19 protein-coding genes are annotated in these 20,338 nt (G+C 38.0%); 16 read left to right on the top strand and 3 right to left on the bottom strand.

The features are described from left to right. Positions 1-3 precede the first annotated feature (3 nt). The 7 genes from A3M5_RS0109930 to A3M5_RS0109900 all read left to right on the top strand — a co-directional run bounded on the left by A3M5_RS0109930 (position 4) and on the right by A3M5_RS0109900 (position 6,988). Positions 4-567: a nitroreductase family protein gene (locus A3M5_RS0109930; RefSeq protein WP_018393617.1), complete on the top strand. Its 564-nt coding sequence runs from the start codon at positions 4-6 to the stop codon at positions 565-567. Between the two features lie 94 nt (positions 568-661). Continuing rightward, positions 662-2,290 (top strand): nickel ABC transporter substrate-binding protein, encoded by a 1,629-nt coding sequence (gene nikA / locus A3M5_RS0109925; protein ID WP_018393616.1) that lies wholly within the window; start codon positions 662-664, stop codon positions 2,288-2,290. A 37-nt stretch (positions 2,291-2,327) separates the two neighbouring features. Further along, positions 2,328-3,266, top strand: a complete 939-nt coding sequence (nikB, locus tag A3M5_RS0109920) for a nickel ABC transporter permease (protein WP_018393615.1) — start codon at positions 2,328-2,330, stop codon at positions 3,264-3,266. 4 nt (positions 3,267-3,270) lie between these two features. After that, on the top strand, positions 3,271-4,098 hold the full coding sequence (gene nikC / locus A3M5_RS0109915; RefSeq protein ID WP_018393614.1) for a nickel transporter permease: 828 nt from the start codon (positions 3,271-3,273) through the stop codon (positions 4,096-4,098). Positions 4,099-4,113: 15 nt separating this feature from the next. Beyond that, positions 4,114-5,085 carry an ABC transporter ATP-binding protein gene (locus tag A3M5_RS0109910; protein ID WP_018393613.1) on the top strand — a complete coding sequence of 324 codons (972 nt, stop codon included), beginning with the start codon at positions 4,114-4,116 and terminating at the stop codon, positions 5,083-5,085. A gap of 19 nt (positions 5,086-5,104) precedes the next feature. Continuing rightward, entirely contained in the window at positions 5,105-5,920 is an 816-nt protein-coding gene (gene nikE / locus A3M5_RS0109905; RefSeq protein ID WP_018393612.1) for a nickel import ATP-binding protein NikE, read from the top strand. 213 nt (positions 5,921-6,133) lie between these two features. After that, a complete protein-coding gene (locus A3M5_RS0109900) occupies positions 6,134-6,988 on the top strand; it encodes a class I SAM-dependent methyltransferase (protein ID WP_018393611.1) in 855 nt (284 codons plus the stop codon). Positions 6,989-7,087: 99 nt separating this feature from the next. Here the strand turns inward: A3M5_RS0109900 and A3M5_RS25375 are convergent, their stop codons facing one another. Further along, a complete protein-coding gene (locus A3M5_RS25375) occupies positions 7,088-7,231 on the bottom strand; it encodes a hypothetical protein (protein ID WP_018393610.1) in 144 nt (47 codons plus the stop codon). Between the two features lie 257 nt (positions 7,232-7,488). On the opposite strand from A3M5_RS25375, the gene A3M5_RS24045 reads away from it, so the two are divergent. The 6 genes from A3M5_RS24045 (at position 7,489) to A3M5_RS26440 (ending at position 14,739) form a co-directional block, all read left to right on the top strand. Next, complete coding sequence (locus A3M5_RS24045) at positions 7,489-7,644, top strand: DUF1540 domain-containing protein (protein ID WP_018393609.1); 156 nt, start codon at positions 7,489-7,491, stop codon at positions 7,642-7,644. A 264-nt stretch (positions 7,645-7,908) separates the two neighbouring features. Then, the gene (locus A3M5_RS22795; RefSeq protein ID WP_018393608.1) at positions 7,909-8,469 is read left to right on the top strand and encodes a TetR/AcrR family transcriptional regulator; all 561 of its coding nucleotides are present in this window, start codon (positions 7,909-7,911) and stop codon (positions 8,467-8,469) included. A gap of 131 nt (positions 8,470-8,600) precedes the next feature. Next, the gene (locus tag A3M5_RS0109880) at positions 8,601-11,780 is read left to right on the top strand and encodes a cytochrome P450 (RefSeq protein WP_026221664.1); all 3,180 of its coding nucleotides are present in this window, start codon (positions 8,601-8,603) and stop codon (positions 11,778-11,780) included. A gap of 417 nt (positions 11,781-12,197) precedes the next feature. Beyond that, positions 12,198-13,175 carry a ring-cleaving dioxygenase gene (locus A3M5_RS0109875; RefSeq protein WP_018393606.1) on the top strand — a complete coding sequence of 326 codons (978 nt, stop codon included), beginning with the start codon at positions 12,198-12,200 and terminating at the stop codon, positions 13,173-13,175. A gap of 233 nt (positions 13,176-13,408) precedes the next feature. Continuing rightward, entirely contained in the window at positions 13,409-14,506 is a 1,098-nt protein-coding gene (locus tag A3M5_RS0109870) for a maleylacetate reductase (protein WP_018393605.1), read from the top strand. A 101-nt stretch (positions 14,507-14,607) separates the two neighbouring features. Then, complete coding sequence (locus A3M5_RS26440; RefSeq protein ID WP_018393604.1) at positions 14,608-14,739, top strand: hypothetical protein; 132 nt, start codon at positions 14,608-14,610, stop codon at positions 14,737-14,739. Positions 14,740-15,096: 357 nt separating this feature from the next. Here A3M5_RS26440 and A3M5_RS0109855 read toward each other — a convergent pair whose 3' ends face one another. Further along, positions 15,097-15,876 carry a hypothetical protein gene (locus A3M5_RS0109855; protein WP_018393602.1) on the bottom strand — a complete coding sequence of 260 codons (780 nt, stop codon included), beginning with the start codon at positions 15,874-15,876 and terminating at the stop codon, positions 15,097-15,099. Positions 15,877-16,278: 402 nt separating this feature from the next. Between A3M5_RS0109855 and A3M5_RS0109850 the strand changes: the two genes are divergently transcribed. After that, on the top strand, positions 16,279-17,358 hold the full coding sequence (locus tag A3M5_RS0109850) for an NAD(P)H-dependent flavin oxidoreductase (protein WP_018393601.1): 1,080 nt from the start codon (positions 16,279-16,281) through the stop codon (positions 17,356-17,358). A 33-nt stretch (positions 17,359-17,391) separates the two neighbouring features. Continuing rightward, on the top strand, positions 17,392-17,643 hold the full coding sequence (locus A3M5_RS0109845) for a carbonic anhydrase family protein (protein ID WP_018393600.1): 252 nt from the start codon (positions 17,392-17,394) through the stop codon (positions 17,641-17,643). 57 nt (positions 17,644-17,700) lie between these two features. On the opposite strand, the gene A3M5_RS0109840 is transcribed toward A3M5_RS0109845, so the two are convergent. After that, positions 17,701-18,111 (bottom strand): YugN family protein, encoded by a 411-nt coding sequence (locus tag A3M5_RS0109840; RefSeq protein ID WP_018393599.1) that lies wholly within the window; start codon positions 18,109-18,111, stop codon positions 17,701-17,703. A 547-nt stretch (positions 18,112-18,658) separates the two neighbouring features. Here A3M5_RS0109840 and A3M5_RS0109835 point away from each other — a divergent pair. Then, on the top strand, positions 18,659-19,852 hold the full coding sequence (locus A3M5_RS0109835) for a nucleoside transporter C-terminal domain-containing protein (RefSeq protein ID WP_018393598.1): 1,194 nt from the start codon (positions 18,659-18,661) through the stop codon (positions 19,850-19,852). Positions 19,853-20,338 lie beyond the last annotated feature (486 nt).

Below are 20,338 nucleotides of genomic sequence, written 5' to 3'. Positions count from 1 at the left end.
AATTTGTCTATTATTCAAGCATTGAAAGAACGTCGCGCCATCCGAAATTATGAGAACACGCCAGTCGAAGATGAGAAAATTGAACAATTACTAGAAGCAGCGACATTTGCACCGAATGATCGTCTACGTGAGCCATGGAATTTTTATGTGATGAAAGATGAAGCGAAGCAGCGCTATGAAACATTAGCAGAGGAATTTTTGCAACAGCGTTTTCCGACAAAGCCAAATTTAGTAGAAAGCTCGCTGAAAGTGATTACTTCGACACCGGTAGTCATTGTCGTAACGGCAGATCTTGTTCCAGGTGATTCCGAAGCCTCCGAAGATAATATATTTGCAGTATGTTGTGCGATTCAATCGATGTGGCTTGCTGCAGGGGAGCTTGGTCTTGGGTTTGTTTGGCGTACAAGAGGAGTGGGTCTTGTTCATGATGAAAGAATGCACCGGTTTATCGGATCACCAGAAAATCAAAAAGTGGTAGGGACGATTTTTATCGGGTATCCGAAAGCAGATCAAGAAGTGCCAGCGACGAAACGAACTCCTTATACAGAAAAAACAGTTTGGCTCTAAATTAATCGAAAAGAGGTTGTTACGGTGACGGGTTCTGGTGCAAATGCTTATTTGCATCAGAACCGTTAAAATTCTATATTGAAGGTGAGAATATATGTTTTTAAAAAAGTCTAAATTAGTCACTTCTATTGTTGGACTATTAGTGATTCTAACAGTCTTTGTTGCTGGTTGCAGCAACACAACAAAAGATCAAGAAAATACATCAGATAAAGATAAACCAAAAGTTCTTACTTTTTCCTGGTCTGGAGATATAGGTGACTTAAATCCGCATACATACTTTCCAAATCAGTGGTTTTCGCAGGCTATGGTATATGAACCTCTTGTTTACTACGGTGAAGGCGGAGAAATTCAGCCTTGGCTGGCCGAGAGTTGGGATGTATCGAAAGATGGAAAAGAATACGTATTTCATCTGAGAGAAGATGTTAAATTTTCTGATGGTTCACCATTTAATGCTGCTATCGTCAAGAAAAACTTTGATACCGTTTTAGCTAATGCGGAACAACATGAATGGATGGAATTAATTAATCAAATTAAAAGTACAGAAGTAGTGGATGAATCTACATTTAAACTGAATTTGCACAAGCCGTATTATCCAACTCTTCAAGAACTAACTTACATAAGACCGTTGAGATTTGTAGGAGAAGGTGCTTTTCCTGACAGTCAAAACACATTTGAAGGGCTCAAATCTCCAATAGGCACAGGTCCGTGGGTATTGAACGAATATAAGGAAAATGAAGAGGCTATATTTACAAGAAACGAACAGTATTGGGGGACAAAACCGAAAGTAGACAAGGTAGTTGTTAAAGTCATTCCTGACGGTGAGTCTAGAGTATTAGCTTTTGAGAAAAAGGAAATCGATCTTATTTTTGGTAACGGGGTCATTAGCCAAGATTCATTCCAGTTTTTAAAAGATTCAGGAAAATATGAAACTAAAATATCAGAACCTACAGCTACAAGGGCGCTGCTTTTTAACACGAACAGAGAAGCGATCAAAGACATTAAATTACGGTCAGCTCTCCAACATGCTTTTAATAAACAAGCCGTCATCGATAATATCTTTTACGGTAATGAAAAAAAGGCTGATACTTTGTTTGCACCTATGTTGCCATACACGAATATTAGTGTAAATCCTTATGAATACGATGTAGAAAAAGCAAAACAGTTACTGGATGAAGCCGGATGGAAACAAATAAAAGGAAAACCATTTCGAGAAAAGGATGGAGAAACATTACAACTGGAATTACTGTTTATTAGTACAGACAACATTCAAAAGGCGATCGCAGAATTTATCCAAGGCGATTTTAGAAAACTGGGGATAGATATTAAGTTGACTAGTCAGGAAGAAGAGACTTTTTGGACAACCGCATATCAAGGCGATTTTGATTTATTATTTACAGCAAGCTGGGGTGTACCGTTTGATCCACATTCCTATTTATCAGCTATAACGAAAAGCTCGGAAAACGGAAGTCCAGATTACAAAGCTCTATTAGGTTTGCCGGCAAAGAAAGAAATAGATGAGAAAATTAAAGAAGTATTATTAAGTACAGACGAAGAAAAGAGAAAAATGTTATATGAAGATATTTTAACTACATTGCACGAACAAGCTGTTTACTTACCAATATCTTATCAGTCTAATGTAGCGGTTTATCATAAAAATATTAGCGGAGTAAATTTTTTACCTCAAGAATATGAGGTGCCTTTCACTTCAATTAATGTTAAATGAAGTGAGGATACTTTAAAAACGGATTAAGGAGTAATAAATGGGCTGGTTTATTGTTAAACGTCTTACCAGTTTAATTCCAATATTATTTGGGATTTCTCTCATCACTTTTATCCTGCTTCACTTAACTCCTGGAGATCCGGCCGTAGCTTACTTAAGGGCGTCACATATTCCTCCTACGGATGAGGCAGTGGCTGCTCTTCGAGTGGAATTAGGGCTGGACAAGCCCCTTTATGCCCAGTATGTAGAGTGGTTGGGAAAAGCGGTGCAATTGGATTTAGGGATGTCTTATTTGTCAAAGAAATCTGTATGGGGCGAGATCATGTTACATTTCTTCCCGACAGTTCAACTAACATTTGCTTCGTGCATCCTTATTGTTGTTATTAGTTTACCGATAGGAATGATGTCTGCTATTTTCAAGGGAAAATTGGTTGATCAGTTGAGCAGAATAATAGCCTTTGTTAGTGTCTCTATGCCTGCTTTTTGGTTTGGATTTCTCTTGATCTATTTTCTATCCGTAAAGTTAGACTTATTTCCTGTATTAGGAAGGGGCACTTTTGCTCATTTGGTGCTTCCTTCCTTGACGTTGTCTTTTGCTTATATAGGTACGTACACGCGATTGCTTCGGGCTAGTATGCTAGAAAATTTGAACGAGCCATTTGTAATGTATGCCAGAGCGAGAGGATTGAGTGGAAGATTAATCGTTAGCAGGCATGTCTTAAAAAAATCCTTATTACCTGTGTTAACTGGACTTGGCATGAGCTTCGGGAACATGCTAAGCGGGGTAGTTATTGTTGAAACAGTTTTTGCTTGGCCCGGCATGGGACAGTTATTTGTCACGTCTATTTTAAATCGGGATTACCCGATGATTCAGGGTTGTTTATTGTTTATGGGTGTGATCTTTGTAGTCTGTAATCTCCTAGTGGATATCGCCTATTCTTTCCTGGATCCCCGTATAAGATGGGAAGGAGAGAAATAAGGTATTGAAAAACGTGAAGCGAAAGTTGCTGTCACATAAGCTCATGATGATCAGCAGCATGATTATTTTCATCATGACATTATTGGCTCTTTTCCCCCCTATTTTGGCTCCAAATGATCCGAATCTGATTGATATCACTCATAAATTGCAAGGGTCTTCCTCCAAGTTCCCATTGGGGACCGATCATTTAGGGAGATGTATATTATCTAGACTAATCTATGGGACACGGACTTCGTTGGGAACGGCTTTCCTTGTTATGGGGTTGACGATGATGATTAGTATCCCGCTTGGTATTTATGCAGGTTTTAGAGGGGGTTGGGTTGATTATCTCTTTATGCGAATGTGTGATATTCTCATGGCATTTCCAAGCTTGCTTCTGTCCTTAGCTTTGATAGGAATTTTAGGACCGGGTCTTGGTAATCTGATTTTGGCGATGGTGCTTGTCCATTGGGTTTTTTATGCTCGCGTCATTCGAGGAATGGTTCTTAGTGTAAAGGAGCAAAACTTTATCTTAGCGGCCAAAGTATGCGGAACCCCAAGGTTAGTCATTGTTATAAAACATATTTTACCTGCTATTATCTCTCAAGTGGTTGTATTAGTCTTTATGGACATCGGAGGAGTGGTTTTAGCTATTTCTAGTTTCTCCTTTCTAGGTTTTGGCATACAGCCGCCAGGGGCAGAGTGGGGGATGATGATCAATGACAGTAAGCCGTTTTTTAGAAATGCACCTTCATTGATGCTGTATCCGGGGATGATGATCTTAATCGTTGTGATTGCTTTCAACTTGTTCGGCGAAGCCTTGAGGGATGCTCTTGATCTAAGAAGGGAATAGAAGGGAGAATGGAAGATGGGGCAGCAACCCATTCTAACTGTAAACAATTTGAACATAGATGTCTCAACACCGTATGGAGTGACTCGCACTGTCCATGATGTAAGTTTTAAGATTGAGGCTGGGAAAGTGTTTGGCCTCGTTGGAGAGAGCGGATCAGGGAAAACGATGACGTGCATGTCTCTATTAAATCTTTTACCCGATGAGGCAAAGGTGGTAAAAGGGAGTATCCAGTTTAGAAATAAAGACATTCTAAATTATTCAGAAGAAGATATGAGAAAAGTACGGGGCAGTGAGATCGCCACGATTATGCAAAATCCTATGACCGCCTTTAATCCTGTGAGGACGATCGGACGGCATTTTATTGAAACGCTTAGGACTCATTTGCCTATCACTAAGCATCAAGCGCGGGAAATGGCCGTGGCTTATTTGGAAAAAATGGACTTGCCTTATCCAGAGAATTTGTTGAAACAATATCCGTTTCAGCTAAGCGGCGGCATGCTGCAGCGTGCTATGATTGCAATCACCATGTCATTAAATCCATCTATCCTCATTGCTGATGAGCCGACGACCGCACTCGATGCGACAAATCAACTCCAGATTTTGAAACAGTTGAATTGGTTAAGGGAAGAATACGATACAGGCATTTTATTGGTTTCGCATGATCTAGGTGTGATTGCTCAGTTGGCTGACGAAGTGGCTGTGATGTATGGTGGTTATATCGTTGAGAAAGCACCAGTGTTTAAGTTATTTAATCGCCCAATGCACCCATATACCCGAGTCTTGTTAGAGTCTAGAATTGGATTAACGAGAAGAAAGACAAAGATTGTAAAGCATATAAGCGTTCCTCCTCCTAATCTAATAAATAGAGAAAATACATGTCCATTTTTAGAAAGATGTGAGGATGCAGACCACACTTGTTCAAGTTATAATCTTGAATTGAAAGAGTATGAAAAAAATCATCTAGTACGATGTCTAAAATCAGGATAAAGAGTTGGGTGAATGAAGAGTGAGCTTGCTTGAGTTGAAAGGTATAAAGAAAACATACTTGCTCGGGAATTCGGTTTGGGGGAAGCGCAAAACGGTTGAAGCCGTTAAAAACGTCTCTCTAACTTTGGAAGAAAGAGTATGTTTAGGGCTCGTAGGAGAAAGCGGATCGGGCAAGAGTACCCTTGGTAAAATCATTCTAGGACTGGAAAAGCCGGATCAGGGAGAGGTATGGTTTCAGGGGAAGAATCTTTCTAATTTAAAAGCAAAAGAATTAAAGGAATTACGGCGAAATCTGCAAGTTGTCTTTCAGGATTGCTATAGTTCTGTTAATCCAAGACTAACTATAGGAGAGATTATTGCTGAGCCGTTAAGAAATTACGAAAGGCTTACGTCTGTTCAAGAGAAAAAGAAAGTACAGGAGCTTTTAGAGATTGTTGGGTTATGTACAGAAGATATTCATAAATACCCTTATCAGTTCAGTGGAGGACAGTTACAAAGAATCAATATCGCAAGAGCGATTGCATTAAAGCCAAAGTTAATTATATTTGATGAGGCTGTCAGTGCTTTAGATGTTCTTGTCCAAGTACAAATACTAAATCTTTTGGCACAATTAAAAGAAGAGTTTCATCTGTCATACCTCTTTATTTCTCATGATTTACAGGCAGTCAATTACATCGCAGACCGTCTAGCGGTCATGTACAACGGGGAGATTGTAGAGTGGTTGGATAATATGGAACTGCTTGAACGATTAGAACATCCTGTTTCTAAAAAGTTATTGTCTTCCGTGTTACTCCCATATCCAGGACATGGGTCTGATGCGAAAATGATTTACTAGAAGCATAAGTCGTAAGAAATTCCTTTTAACTTCTGCATTAAAAGATGGAGAGGTGTTTGTAACTGGAACACCTAAACAGTATGAACAGATTACAATAGTAGATAAGTTTATGGCAAAGAGGTACGTTCAGTTTATTATGGATTAGATCTAAAGCAATTTGCTCTATTTAAAAAGACTAAAATGAGTATAACAGAGCAGGAGGGATAAATAGCAATGAAAATTTCAGGTGTACCATTAGGGTGCAACTACATTGATTTATGGAAGGAAAATATGAAGGAATGGGATGGAACTCTTTCTAACCGAATGATTCATGATGAAGCGGAAGAAGGTTTTTGGCATTCTTTTATGGAAAAAAAGAAACAAATGGGCGGGGACTACATCAATTCTTATGCTTATAGAATTCAAGAAGAGCTCCTGACGTTGTTACGTACGAATGATCGTGTAGTAGAAATTGGTCCCGGTTGGGGAAATTATACATTCTGTGTGGCTGAAAATGTTAAACATCTTACATGTGTGGATAGCTCTCAGAGTGTTATCAACTTCTTAAGTGATGAATCTGAAAAGCATCAATTAAACAATGTAAGCTTTATAAATGACAAATGGGAACATATAAGTATGAAGGAAAGTTATGATGTAGTATTTGGAGTAAACTGCTATTATCGTATAAGTAATATAGAAGAATCATTGCTTAAAATGAATAAGGTTGCATCCCGGCTTGCTATAGTAGGAATGACAAGTGGGCCAGAAAAGCCTCACTATGTAAATTTACATAGAGAACAAGGTTATTCTATTAAGTTTAGACGTAGAGACTACATTCATTTACAAAATATTTTGTACCAACTCGGTATTATGGCTAATTGCAAAATTATTGAAATACCAAGTGTTTCCATATACCCATCATATGAATCTCTTATACGTGATAATGTAAGTAAAATTTTAACAAAAGATTATAACAAACAAGAAGTTGAACAAGCTTTAAGTCCATATGTTATAGAAAAGGATGGAAGATATGAATATCCATATACTTTTCATGCTGCATTAATTTATTGGAAACCGATAAAATTTTGAGTTGCAAAATACTGTAAAGCTAATTAAGTTATTTTTTTAAGAATATAGATAGATCTGGAAGTTGAGGTTTTGATGAAATAACGGTCAAAACATCCGGGACTATGCCCCGGACGTTATTGACTGTGTGCTGCGCTCATTTTTGCGCTCATAGGCAATGAGCGTGCATTCTAACTCACTTTCCAATTGCTGTATTCTTTCCGTTTGTTCAGACGATAATTGTGCAATTTCGAAATTTTCAATCATTGTTATTCACCCTCCTGCTTGTAGAATCCCCGAAAATAAGAAATTTAAAGTAGTTAGTTTCTCGTATATTTATCATTTTTTAACAGTGATGAAAATGATCAACTAGCCGTTTTAGGCATAATGATTGAAGAAAGCGGGTCAAATTCTGTTTCGAGTGAACATGAACGTACTATTTGCTTTGAATATTGATACATAAAATAAAAAAGTATCAACTACCTCAAATTTGTTCAAGATAACAAAAAAGGAGGTGTGATACGATGGCGAAAGATGTTCTTTGTGAAGTCAACAATTGCAAGCACTGGAGTTCAGGAAACAAATGTCAGGCTGATTCCATTTATGTCGTCAGCCATAAAGGCAAACAAGCATCTAACAGTGAAGAAACAGATTGCCAAACGTTTGTACCAGAAGTTTGATTTTCTCAGGGTAACCATTCATTAGGTTACCCTTTATTTTTTATAGTATTAATAATAAGTATCATTTTCATGTGTATTTACGAAGTTTTATTTTGTAAACCTACTAGCAGTCTTTTTAAAAAAATAGCGTTCTACCTAGTTATTATTTATCTCTATAAACGATTCGTAGGAGATATCCTTTTTCTAGGCAGTTGACATGTTTTTAAAAAAATTATAATATATAAACATTAGGAATGAACGTTCATTCCTTGTTGGGGGTATAGCATGACAACGAAACGAGAAGACATTTTAGCTGCTTCATTAGAGCAGTTTTCCATACGTGGGTTTGACGGAACGACAATCCCTATGATTGCTAACCGTGCAGGAGTGGGGGCTGGTACGATTTACCGGTACTTTGCTGATAAAGAAGCGTTGGTGAATGAGCTATTTCAACATTGTATGAAGCAGCTAACAAAAGTCATTCAAATCGATTTACAGAATAAGTCTACAGATGAACAATTTCGTTTTTTATTCCATCAATTTTTTCATTTCTCTAAACAGAATCCTCACGTCGTGCGTTTTATTCAAAGTCAAAAAGGGATGCCCTATTTAAATCAGGACAGTGAAAATGCTTATCAAAACCTGATCGACTCTATTGAGAGAATTATTATAGAAGGCCAGAAGAAAGAAGAGGTATATGAATTTCCTCCTAATGTACTCATTTCGTTTATTGTCGGAGGCATCATTGAGGTTTTGAAATTATTTGAAAGTGAGAGTCTAGAGGATTCGACAGAATTAATTGAACGAATGGGCACTTTCGTTGCACGAGCAGTACGGATTGACTAACAATCCAACTGCTGTTGTTCAGAAAGGAATGAATATTCATTCCTTTCTGAACTGATAAAAAGTATCAAAATAACATAGTGTTTTAAAAAACCTTATACAAAAAAGAATGAAAAACAATTAACTTGTAAAGGATGGTTTATATGAAGAAGATTCCGAAACCTAAAACGTTCGGTCCGCTCGGCAATATCCCTCTTATCGATAAAGAAAAACCAGTTCAATCATTTTGCAAACTGGCAGATGAGTATGGTCCCATTTTTGAATTTGAATTTCCTCGTACAACAAACACTTTTGTTTCCAACCATCAATTAGTAGCAGACGTTTGTGATCCATCACGTTTTGATAAACATCTTTCGTCGCCGCTGAAAAAAGTTCGTGCATTTGCGGGAGACGGTTTATTTACGAGTGAAACGCAAGAGCCTAATTGGCAAAAAGCTCATAACATACTCCTGCCCAGTTTTAGTCAGCAAGCGATGACGGGATATTACCCGATGATGTTGGATCTTGCTTTGCAGCTAGTTCAAAAATGGGAGCGTCTTAACCCAAATGAATCAATTGATGTGCCAAAAGATATGACCAACCTTACACTTGATACGATTGGGTTATGCGGTTTTAATTATCGATTCAACAGTTTCTATCGTGAAAAGCCACACCCATTTATTACGAGTATGTTTCGAGCACTGAACGAATCGATGAACCAAACACAGCGCTTAGGTTTACAAGATAAACTGATGGTACTGACAAAAAACCAATATAAGCATGATATTAATGTGATGTTTTCTTTAGTGGATAAAATCGTTTCCGAGCGTAAAGAGAATGGCCATCAAGGTGAAGATGACCTGCTCTCTCTTATGCTTAATGCGAAAGATCCGCAGACAGGCGAGAAATTGGATGATATCAATATTAGATATCAAATGATTACTTTCTTAATAGCAGGGCACGAGACAACGAGCGGCTTGCTGTCATTTGCTCTCTACTATCTTTTAAAGAATCCAGATAAGCTTAAGAAAGCATACGAGGAAGTGGATACCGTTTTAACAGATCCAATTCCTTCATATAAACAAGTGAAAAATCTTAAGTACCTTAAGATGATACTCAATGAATCTTTACGATTATGGCCAACTGCTCCAGCCTTTTCATTGTATGCAAAAGAAGATACGGTCATTGGGGGGGAATATTTGATTGAAAAAGGGAGAAGTGTTGCCGTTCTCATTCCGAAGCTGCATCGTGATAAAGATGCTTGGGGAGATGATGTGGAAGCGTTCCGGCCTGAGCGCTTTGAAGATCCGAGTAAAATCCCTCACCATGCGTATAAACCATTTGGAAATGGGCAGCGTGCTTGTATTGGAATGCAGTTTGCTCTTCAAGAGGCGACACTCATTTTAGGCATGGTTCTTCAGCATTTTGAATTGATTGATCATACGGATTACGAGTTAAATGTGAAAGAAACATTAACGTTAAAACCAGACAATTTTACGATTCGTGTAAAATCAAGAAAAAAACAGGTGGCTTTGGCTGTTTCTAGTCAGGAAACAGCACCTGCAGAAGAAAAGAAGTCGAAAAGTGAGTTTACACAGGCTGTGGATGGCCACAATACACCATTACTTGTGCTTTACGGATCAAATCTTGGAACAGCAGAGGGGATTGCAAGAGAGCTTGCGGAAACAGCCCGCTATCAAGGATTTCAGAGTAAAGTAGCCGCCCTTGATGAATATATAGGAAAACTGCCTAAAGAAGGGGCCGTTTTGATTATCACATCTTCGTACAATGGGAAAGCGCCTGATAATGCAGCTGGGTTTGTAGAATGGATCGGTCAGGTGGAAGCCGGAGAGTTTAGAGGAGTGAAGTATGCTGTTTTTGGATGTGGAAACCGTAACTGGGCAAGCACATATCAGCGGATCCCTCAATTAATAGATGAACAAATAGCTGTCAAAGGAGCAAAGCGTATTGTTCCGATAGGTGAAGGTGATGCAAATGATGATTTTGAAGCACAATTGGATCATTGGCACGATCGATTGTGGACCGATTTAATGAAAGAATTTAATTTGAAAGAGACAGAACAGAGAGAGAAAGGTGAAAGTACACTTACTGTGGAGTTTGTGAATGGGCCGATAAGTACATCACTTGTCGCAACGTACGACGCCTTTTCAGCACAAGTGAAGGAAAATCGTGAACTTCAAACAGAGAAGAGTGAACGGAGCACACGCCATATTGAAATTCTTTTGCCGGAAGGTGCAGCGTATCATGAGGGTGATCATCTAGGTGTCCTTCCACAAAATAGAGAAGAACTTGTAGAGCGTGTTCTAGATCGATATCGATTAACTAGAAACGATCATATCATTCTCAACGGAAGTGGACGCAATGTTTCACATCTTCCGCTCGGATATCCAGTCAGTGTATATGATTTGCTTACTTGCAATGTGGAATTACAGGAAGCGGCGACGCGAGCACAGCTTCGTGAATTAGCCTCCTTCACGGTGTGCCCGCCTCATAAGCGGGAATTGGAAGCTCTTTTAGAAGGAGAGGAGTATAAGAAAAAGGTTCTTCAAAAACGTCTCACGATGCTTGATTTACTTGAGCAATATCCGGCTTGTGAGTTGCCATTTGATCGATTCATAGAGCTTCTTCCATCATTAAAAGCCCGATATTATTCCATTTCCAGTTCACCTAAAATGTTTTCAGAATCTTTAAGTATAACGGTAGGGGTCGTATGTGAACGAGCATGGAATGGACGGGGTGAATACAAGGGAGTTGCATCAAATTATTTAGCAGATCGTCAAATAGGAGACAACATTACTTGTTTTATCCGCACGCCACAATCGGGATTTCAATTACCGGAAAATCCTGAAACACCTGTCATTATGGTTGGTCCAGGGACTGGGATTGCGCCATTCAGAGGCTTTTTACAAGCTCGACGGATTCAGAAAGAAGAGGGGAAAAAGCTGGCGGAAGCACATTTGTATTTTGGTTGCCGTAATTCCGAACAGGATTATCTTTATCGTCAAGAATTGGAACAAGTTGAACAAGATGGATTAGTAACGCTGCACACGGCTTTCTCTCGTTTAAACGGACAGCCGAAGACGTACGTTCAGCATTTAATGAAACGAGACGCGGCTGCATTAATTCATTTACTTGATGATGGGGCCCATCTTTACATTTGTGGTGACGGAAGTAAAATGGCGCCAGATGTAGAGGCAACTTTGTGTCACGCTTATCAAGAGGTTCATCGTGTAGGCGGACAGGAAGCTGAAAATTGGCTAGAACAATTGCAAAGTGAAGGCCGATATGCAAAGGATGTTTGGACAGGAATATAAATCATCATTTAAGGAGCTGTGTCAAAAGTATGTATTTTGACACAGCTCCTTTCCTTTTTTAAATGGAACGTCTAGTGGTGGGATTTCTCCTTGTTTTGGCGAATTTTTGCTGGGAGATAGCGGGATAAAGTGGCCGAGTGGCGGAATAAGTTCTAATCCAGCCGATCTTTTTACTTCTGAGACAACCCCTTCATTTTTGCTTTAAACGAGTTGTTTTAGGGAATACATAGTTTATTCATCTTCCGGATTGACAGCTAATATCAGCCATGGTAAAATTATTTTGAATTAAAGATATATGAATTAAAGATATTTAGTTGAAGAAAAAATTCGGATTAAAAAATGAGTTCAATAAGAAGAGGTACCTTGCTTTAAAAAACAAAATGAGCACAAATTAAGGATTAATTGGAGGAATACAAAATGAACGAATTAAAAGGAATACATCACGTAACGGCCATTACAAGCAGTGCAGAAAAGAACTATGAATTTTTCACGTATGTGTTAGGGATGCGTTTAATAAAGAAAACCGTTAACCAGGATGACATTCAAACGTATCACTTATTTTTTGCAGATGACACGGGTAGTGCAGGGACAGATATGACGTTCTTTGACTTCCCTGGCATTTCAAAAGGCGTACATGGTACAAATGAGATTTCAAAAACATCTTTCCGCGTACCGAGTGATGCAGCAATAGAGTATTGGGCCAAACGATTTGATCGTTTAGAAGTAAAACATACAGGAGTAAAAGAACAATTTGGTAAAAAGACACTTTCTTTCGTTGATTTTGATGACCAACAATACCAATTGATTTCAGATGAAAACAATGAAGGCGTTGCGGCTGGTACACCGTGGAAAAAAGGACCGATTCCTTTAGAATACGCTATTACAGGATTAGGCCCCATCTTCGTTCGTATCGCTGAATTTGATTACTTTAAAGAAATGCTGGAAAAAGTTCTCTTATTTAAAGAAATAGACAAGTCCGGCTCCTTTCATTTATTTGAAGTAGGTGAAGGAGGAAATGGTGCGCAAGTCGTGGTAGAAAAAAATGTGATACTACCTCAAGCGAGACAAGGATTTGGTACCGTTCACCATGCAGCATACCGTGTTGAAGACCGTTCTGTTTTAGAGGAATGGATTAAACGTATGCAAAGTTTCGGATTTCAAACGTCTGGTTATGTCGATCGTCACTTTTTCGAGTCATTGTACGCAAGAGTGGCACCACAAATTTTATTTGAATTTGCAACAGATGGTCCAGGATTTATGGGCGATGAATCGTATGAAACGCTTGGAGAAAAATTGTCTTTGCCTCCATTTTTAGAACCAAAACGGGAAAAAATTGAAAAATTAGTACGCCCGATTGATACAGTAAGAAGCACAAAAGAATTCATTCAAGAATAAAGGAAAAAGTCTGGTGAGGATTGATTGCCCATCAGACTTTTACTATGAAAAATTACAAGAAAAAATCAACCAGCCTACATTCGAGAAAAAGAATGTAACGAATAGAACATTAGATGTAACCGGGACACATTAAGACTCCTCTTTTCCGACGTTTGAAAAAATAATCAAAGAACGATAGCAGTATGTTATTTTCATCCTAACATCCAATCAAAGAGTAAAGGGCGGAAGCTAAAATGAAAAGTTTTCTTTATGAAGCTCAAGCTGCGAGGGTTATTTTTGGGCCAGGGGAAATAAAACAAGTGCAGACTGAACTGGAAAAGATCAGTGCCAAAAGGGCTCTCGTTATTTCTACTCCGGGTCAAGAAGAGCTTGCTAATAAAGTCTCAGATTTAATTGGTGATTTATGTGTGGGAATTCATGCAAAAGCGGTTCAGCATGTCCCGACGGAAAAGGTTGAGAAAGCGTTAGAGATTGTGCGGGCGCTTCATGTAGACAGCCTCGTTCCAATTGGTGGAGGTTCCTCCATCGGCTTAGCGAAAGCCATTGCTCTGAACACCTCTTTGCCCATTGTGGCGATACCTACTACATATGCGGGATCGGAAATGACACCGATTTGGGGACTCACGGAGAATGGAATCAAAAAGACCGGAAAAGATCTCGTCGTTAAGCCGAAGACGGTCATTTATGATCCTAATCTTACGGTCAACTTGCCAACACTTGTGACGGTAACGAGCGGAATGAATGCGATCGCTCATTGTGTAGAAGGGCTGTATGCAGAAAATGTAAACCCCATCATTTCTCTTTTAGCCGAAGAGGGAATCCGTGCTCTTCATTCAAGTTTACCGGCTATTTTAGCTGATCCATATAATATAGAGGTACGCTCGGAAGCACTTTATGGTTGTTGGCTGGGAGGGACTGTTCTAGGATCTGTAGGGATGGTCTTGCACCATAAGCTATGTCACGTATTGGGAGGTAGTTACAACCTTCCACATGCAGAAACCCACTCGGTCATGTTACCGTACGCCATCTGGTACAATGCCGCCCACGCATCGAAAGCGATTAAATCCATTGCACGCGCACTTCGTGTAGAGGAAGAGGATGTAGCGGGTTCTCTTTTTGACTTGACTGAATCTCTAGGTGTCCCTACGTCGTTAGCTGAAATTGGGATGAAGGAGAGTGATTTGGATCAGGCTGCAGAACTGGCTGTGAAGAATCCATATTATAACCCCCGGTCTATTGAGCAGCGAGCAATCCGGAAATTACTGGAGTATGCTTTTACAGGGAAACGACCTTTAAAAGGGATTGAAATTCAAGGAGAAATCAATTCATAATCAAATTAAAAAATGATGGGAGTTTTAACAATGCTCTTTCGTAATGCCAAAAATCAACATTCTACATGGTTGCAGCAAGTACATAAACAAGTGAGTCTTTAATGGCTTTAACGGAGGAAACAAGTGCAAGTGTAGAAGACTTAATTTTTAAAAGCAAGAAAGTGAGTGAACAAGGCCAGCAAAGTGCTGAAAAATCGAAAACGAGTCAAGTACTCGCTGAAAATTCGAATTAAATAATCCTTTGAGTTTATGTCACTTTGGCAGTATCTTCTCCATACAATTCGTCCATATGTTTTACGTGTGACATCCCCCACTCATGTAAAGCACTTATTACAGGAACTATACTTTGACCTTAGGAAGAGATGGAATATTCGACTTTTGGTGGGATTTGTTAATGAAAAGTCTAGTAACACCTTTTGTTGAGAATACAAGCGGTATGAACAAGATTCCTCGATTTCTCATGTTCATAAAACATTGCAAAATTAGGAAGGAAGCTGCTTCATACAAGCTTCCTTTTCTTTTAGAAAATTGACTAAGTTAGAGACAATTAGACTGTTAAACGGAAAAATAGACTTTCATCCTTTTTTCTTTCAGCTATCTTTGATATTATTTCTAAAATGATCGTAATCAGTTTTAATGTAACGAAATAACTTTGCGTTGCCGCCATGATCTGGATGAGTTATTTTTAATAACCCTTTATATTCTGATAAGACATCTTTATTACTCGCCAATTTTGAAAGTCCTAGTTTTTTACTATAATCATTTGATTGAGTAGTGGAGTGGAAATGGTCTCTTTTATTTTCTTTTAATTTTATTAATTCATTATGTAATTCAGTATTTTCTTTTAATAAATCCGTTGTTTCATTTTGTAATTTCCTTGTCACATTCTTTAGTATTACAATTTCCTTATTTAGCTTATCTAACTTATCTCTTTGCTGGATTACTATATTTTTTGCAGTCTTATGAATTTCTTCAATTCCTTCTATATGCTTATCTTGTGTTTTTATTTTTAATTTCAATTGGTGTATGATCTCGTCCTTATTTTGATTAGTGTGCTCATTTATAAACAGCTTTGAGGCTGTGTCATCAATTATATATTCAGTTGTCCTATTCGTGGTTCCGTCGTATTTAATCTTACCTTCATGCAGCCAACGTCTAACAGTTTGAATACTCATACTTTTGGTTAATCCTGCATCTTTTAACAGGTCAAAAGCTTGATCTGTGTCATCAATTATGTATCCAGTTTTTCTATTTCCAGTTCCATCGTATTTAATTTTACCTTCACGCAGCCAGCGTCTAAGAGTTTGAATACTCATACTTTCTGTTAATCCCGCATCCTTTAACAGGTCAAAAGCTTGATCTGTGTTCACGACGTTCCCCCCTATCCCTTTTATTATGCTATGTAATGTTACATTAAGTGATATTAGTCTATTATAAGAAAAAATGAGTCGTTTTTTGTACCATATCGCAAAATGTCAATCATTCATAATCTTTATTACAATTTTGACATAAAAGGTTATTGTGTATTGATTCGCCCAATACCGAGTAAAACACAAGAAATTGAGATTGCTCCGATTCTGAATACGAAGGATTAAGGCAAAATAATCGAATTGCTTCGCATCGAAAAAGAATTACAAAATCAAGCTGCACATCTTGCATAGTTTGTTGTCTTTCCGTTTGTTCAGATGCACTTCTAAATGAAAAAGGAGTTTCTTCAATTAGAGAAGAATGATTTAGAGGTATACGCAAATACCAATATTGAGGTGTAACCTATGTTGAATAATGAAATAACGGAAACTTTGCACATTGAGTATCCGATTATTCAAGCTCCTATGGCAGGCGGAGTAACAACTTCGGAATTAGTAGCCGCTGTTTCGAATTATGGGGGTCTAGGAACAATTGGAGCCGGTTATATGAGCCCGACTCAAATGCGTAAACAAATTAAGGAGGTAAGACAGTTAACATCAAACTATTTTGGAATAAATGTATTTGTTCCTAACGAGTTTAATGCTTCAGAGAGTGAAATAAAGTCAGCTAACCATTTATTACAACCGATTCGTGAGCAATTGAATGTACACGAAAAAGATCAATTTGAACGGCCTAAATCTAAACGTATGTTTGAAACATTTAATGAACAAATTAAGGTTGTGATGGAAGAAAACGTTCCTATTTGTTCCTTTACATTTGGTGTTCCTTCTAAGGAAGTTATTGCTGCGTTAAAACAACAGAACATTATTTTGATGGGAACAGCTACAACTGTAAGGGAAGCAGTCGAAATTGAAAAGATCGGAATGGATATTGTTGTTGTCCAAGGTAGTGAGGCTGGTGGACATCGAGGGCATTTCATGAATAGTTTTCAGGAGAGTTTAATTGGATTAATGTCACTTATTCCACAGGTAGTTGACTCCGTAAGCATTCCGGTTGTTGCTGCTGGAGGAATTATGGATGGGAGAGGGTTAATGGCTTCGATCTGCTTAGGAGCAAAGGGTGTGCAGATGGGTACGGCTTTCTTAACTTGTATTGAAAGTGGAGCTCATCATGTACATAAAGAAGCCATTCTTCATTCTAAAGAAGACGAGACGGCTTTAACTCGTGTATTTTCAGGTAAATGGGCGAGAGGCATTAAAAACAAGTTTATTGTGGAAATGCAGGAACATGAAACGTCTTTTCCGGATTTTCCAATTCAAAATACATTAACTCAAGCTATTAGAAAAGCATCTACTTCACAAAATAATCACGATTTCATGTCCCTTTGGTCTGGTCAAAGTACAAGGTTAGCTAAAAATCAAACCGTTGAAATGTTAATGAAAAATATGATGGCTGAAGCGACAAAAATCAAGAAAGATATATAGAAAGGTTGAACCGGCGCTTATGTCTCTTGGGAAATGAGCTACACACCGAGTGATTTTTCTTTAGTAAACAATGGACATACGGTTCAAGCGAATGCCGCAAAAACCGATAATGTCATTGTTGTAGAGGGTAAAGAATATACACTCGTACAATATCACTTTCATACACCAAGTGAGCATCAATTTATTGACATGTCTAAAGAGCAAATCGATGCATTCCGTCAAATTTTCCTAGATAACCATCGACCTATCCAAGCCTTAGAAGGTCGTGAAGTGATAGAGAAGTAAATGCCGTGGAAGAACTCCATTTCTTAAAAGAGAGCAAAGAGTTCTTCCACGACTTATTTAATGTAAATAACTGACGATCTGTTTGACAGCTTGTTCACCGGCATCTTCCCATTTGTTTTTATTTTTTATTTGTCCGTCTGTATCTAGAGGGTCTTGGAACTGATTAAATCCTGTGGCAGTTGCTAATGAACTTTCGTCGTTGTCCAAACCAGTATTGACGACATGTTTGATCACAAAGGGTGTTTGAAACTCAATCGAAGCATCGCAATTCTCGAGTTCTCCATCCACCACAAGAAAAGGGATTCTTAGATAAATGGTCTCTCCTCCATCACGCCACAAAATGGAATCGAAGCTCCCTTGCTCATAATCCCAATGCCCTCCTAAATCATACCCAAGATTTTTAAGCGTATCCTGCATATCACCAAAGTAGGCTTTTTTTCCTTCAAGATCTGTTTGTAACTTTAACATGATGATCCACTCCCTTTAAAGTATTCAGTAGTTATCCTTCACTAAAAATAGAACGAAAATACGTAAGCATGAAATTAAAAAAAGAGCTCTGAATACGTTCACTTATAGTGCGCGGTCATGGGGCTATGTATGACTTAGCAAAAAGTGAGAATTTGCATCGTATCGTTAATACAAATTATGAGAAAAAAGGGATTTAACGGAAATAGCCTATGCCGTATGGACGGATGACCAAATTGTTACTATCCGGGATCTTTTTTCTTCTGAATGAATAGGGGAAGAATTAGTAAAAGCCCTTAAAAAAGAAAATAATAGAAAATATTTGTTGGGGAGAACTGGTATACAAAGAATTAAAGCTTGAACCATATAATTTTCAAAGGGATATCCACGTTTTTGTGAGATATCTCTTTTTACTGAACCTTACGCTGTTTCAATAGAGAAGCTCTTATTTTTTCATACTTTCTGTCTTACGGCTGAAAATGTGAAAAAATGAGGGCTCTTTATATATAAAAATTATCTTGGGGAATAATACAGCACAGGAGATGATAACATGTATTTTTTGTTAAATGCACTGGGAGTATTAGTTATTCTAGGTCTCATTTACCTATGTTCACCAAATAAAAGAAAAGTTAAATGGAAATCCATTTTGACATTGTTGATTGTTGAACTACTTATGACGTGGTTTATGTTATCGACTAAAATCGGGACATGGGTCATTAATCAAATAGCATCATTCTTTACATGGTTAATTACTTGTGCAAATGAAGGGATCTCTTTTGTATTCCCATCCGTCATGGCTAACGAGCAGGTTGATTTCTTTTTTAGTGCATTAATGCCGATTATCTTCATTGTCACCTTCTTTGATATTTTAACTTATTTCGGAATATTAACATGGCTTATTGATAAAGTAGGCTGGATCATTTCTAAAGTATCAGGTTTGCCAAAGCTTGAGAGCTTCTTTTCCATCCAGATGATGTTTCTTGGGAATACAGAAGCATTAGCAGTCCTCCGCTATCAATTAGCGACTTTAAGAGAACAGCGTCTGCTAACATTTGGAATTATGAGCATGAGCAGCATCAGCGGTTCGATTATTGGAGCTTACTTATCCATGGTGCCTGCAACCTACGTATTTGCCGCAATCCCATTAAACTGCTTGAATGCTTTGTTGATCGCAAACATGTTAAACCCTGTCGATGTGAGTAAAGAGGAGGATATCGTTTATGTTCCTGCTAAACATGAGCGAAAAGATTTCTTTTCCACCATCTCAAACAGTATGCTTGTTGGAATCAGAATGGTCATCGTCATCACGGCGATGGTTATTGGATATGTAGCCCTAACGGCTAGCATAAATGGAATTTTAGGATTCGTCGTTGAAGGTTTGAGCATTCAGAAAATATTCTCTGTTGTTTTTAGTCCATTCGCGTACTTGCTTGGTTTGTCTGGAAAGGACGCCATGTATGTTGCTCAATTAATGGGGATAAAGCTTGCTACCAATGAATTCGTGGCAATGCTCGACTTAAAGGATAAGATTAGCGGGCTAGCTCCACATACCGTTGCGGTTGCGGTCACTTTCTTAACTTCATTTGCCAACTTTAGTACAGTCGGTATGATTTATGGAACGTTTAATTCTATCCTCAGTGAAGAAAAATCACATATAATCGGAAGAAATTTTTGGAAGTTATTGGTGAGTGGAATGGCTGTTTCGTTGTTAAGCGCTATGGTTGTTGGATTGTTCATATGGTAACCAATAAAGAATTTTTATGCTAGTGGAGCGTCTAATTGAAACAATAATTTAGAGAAGATTTTACCGAGAAGCTTATTAGAGAAGTTTACGAAATACAGAAACTTATCTATTGATAGTGAATTGAAGTTTATATCAAAAGCTAAATTTTAAATGTTGTTCAAGTCTTTCAATTTAGGGAGTTGTTATTGGTATAACTTACAATTGAAGGACTTCGATCTTGCTTTACTTGACTTTTGTAATTTTGCAACGTAAGATAAACACAAATAAAATATTAATTCAATGACGAGAAAGAGTAATTATGTAATTCTTATCCAAAGAGAGTTGACAATTTGCTGAAAGTCAACGTTAAGACCATAATGAAAATCCTCTCCGAGAAGCAAAGCTGAAAACATATAGGCTTTGACGGTATTCTACCGATAAAAAGAACACGTATGATAGTACGTAGTGAGATGAATTAAAAACCACTGCTTATGGTTTTTTATTTTT

The sequence above is a fragment of the Bacillus sp. 37MA genome (assembly GCF_000372765.1).
Lineage (GTDB): Bacteria > Bacillota > Bacilli > Bacillales > Domibacillaceae > Domibacillus > Domibacillus aminovorans.
Note: the sequence above shows the minus strand (reverse complement) of the source record. Positions and strands in the feature narration are given on the sequence as shown.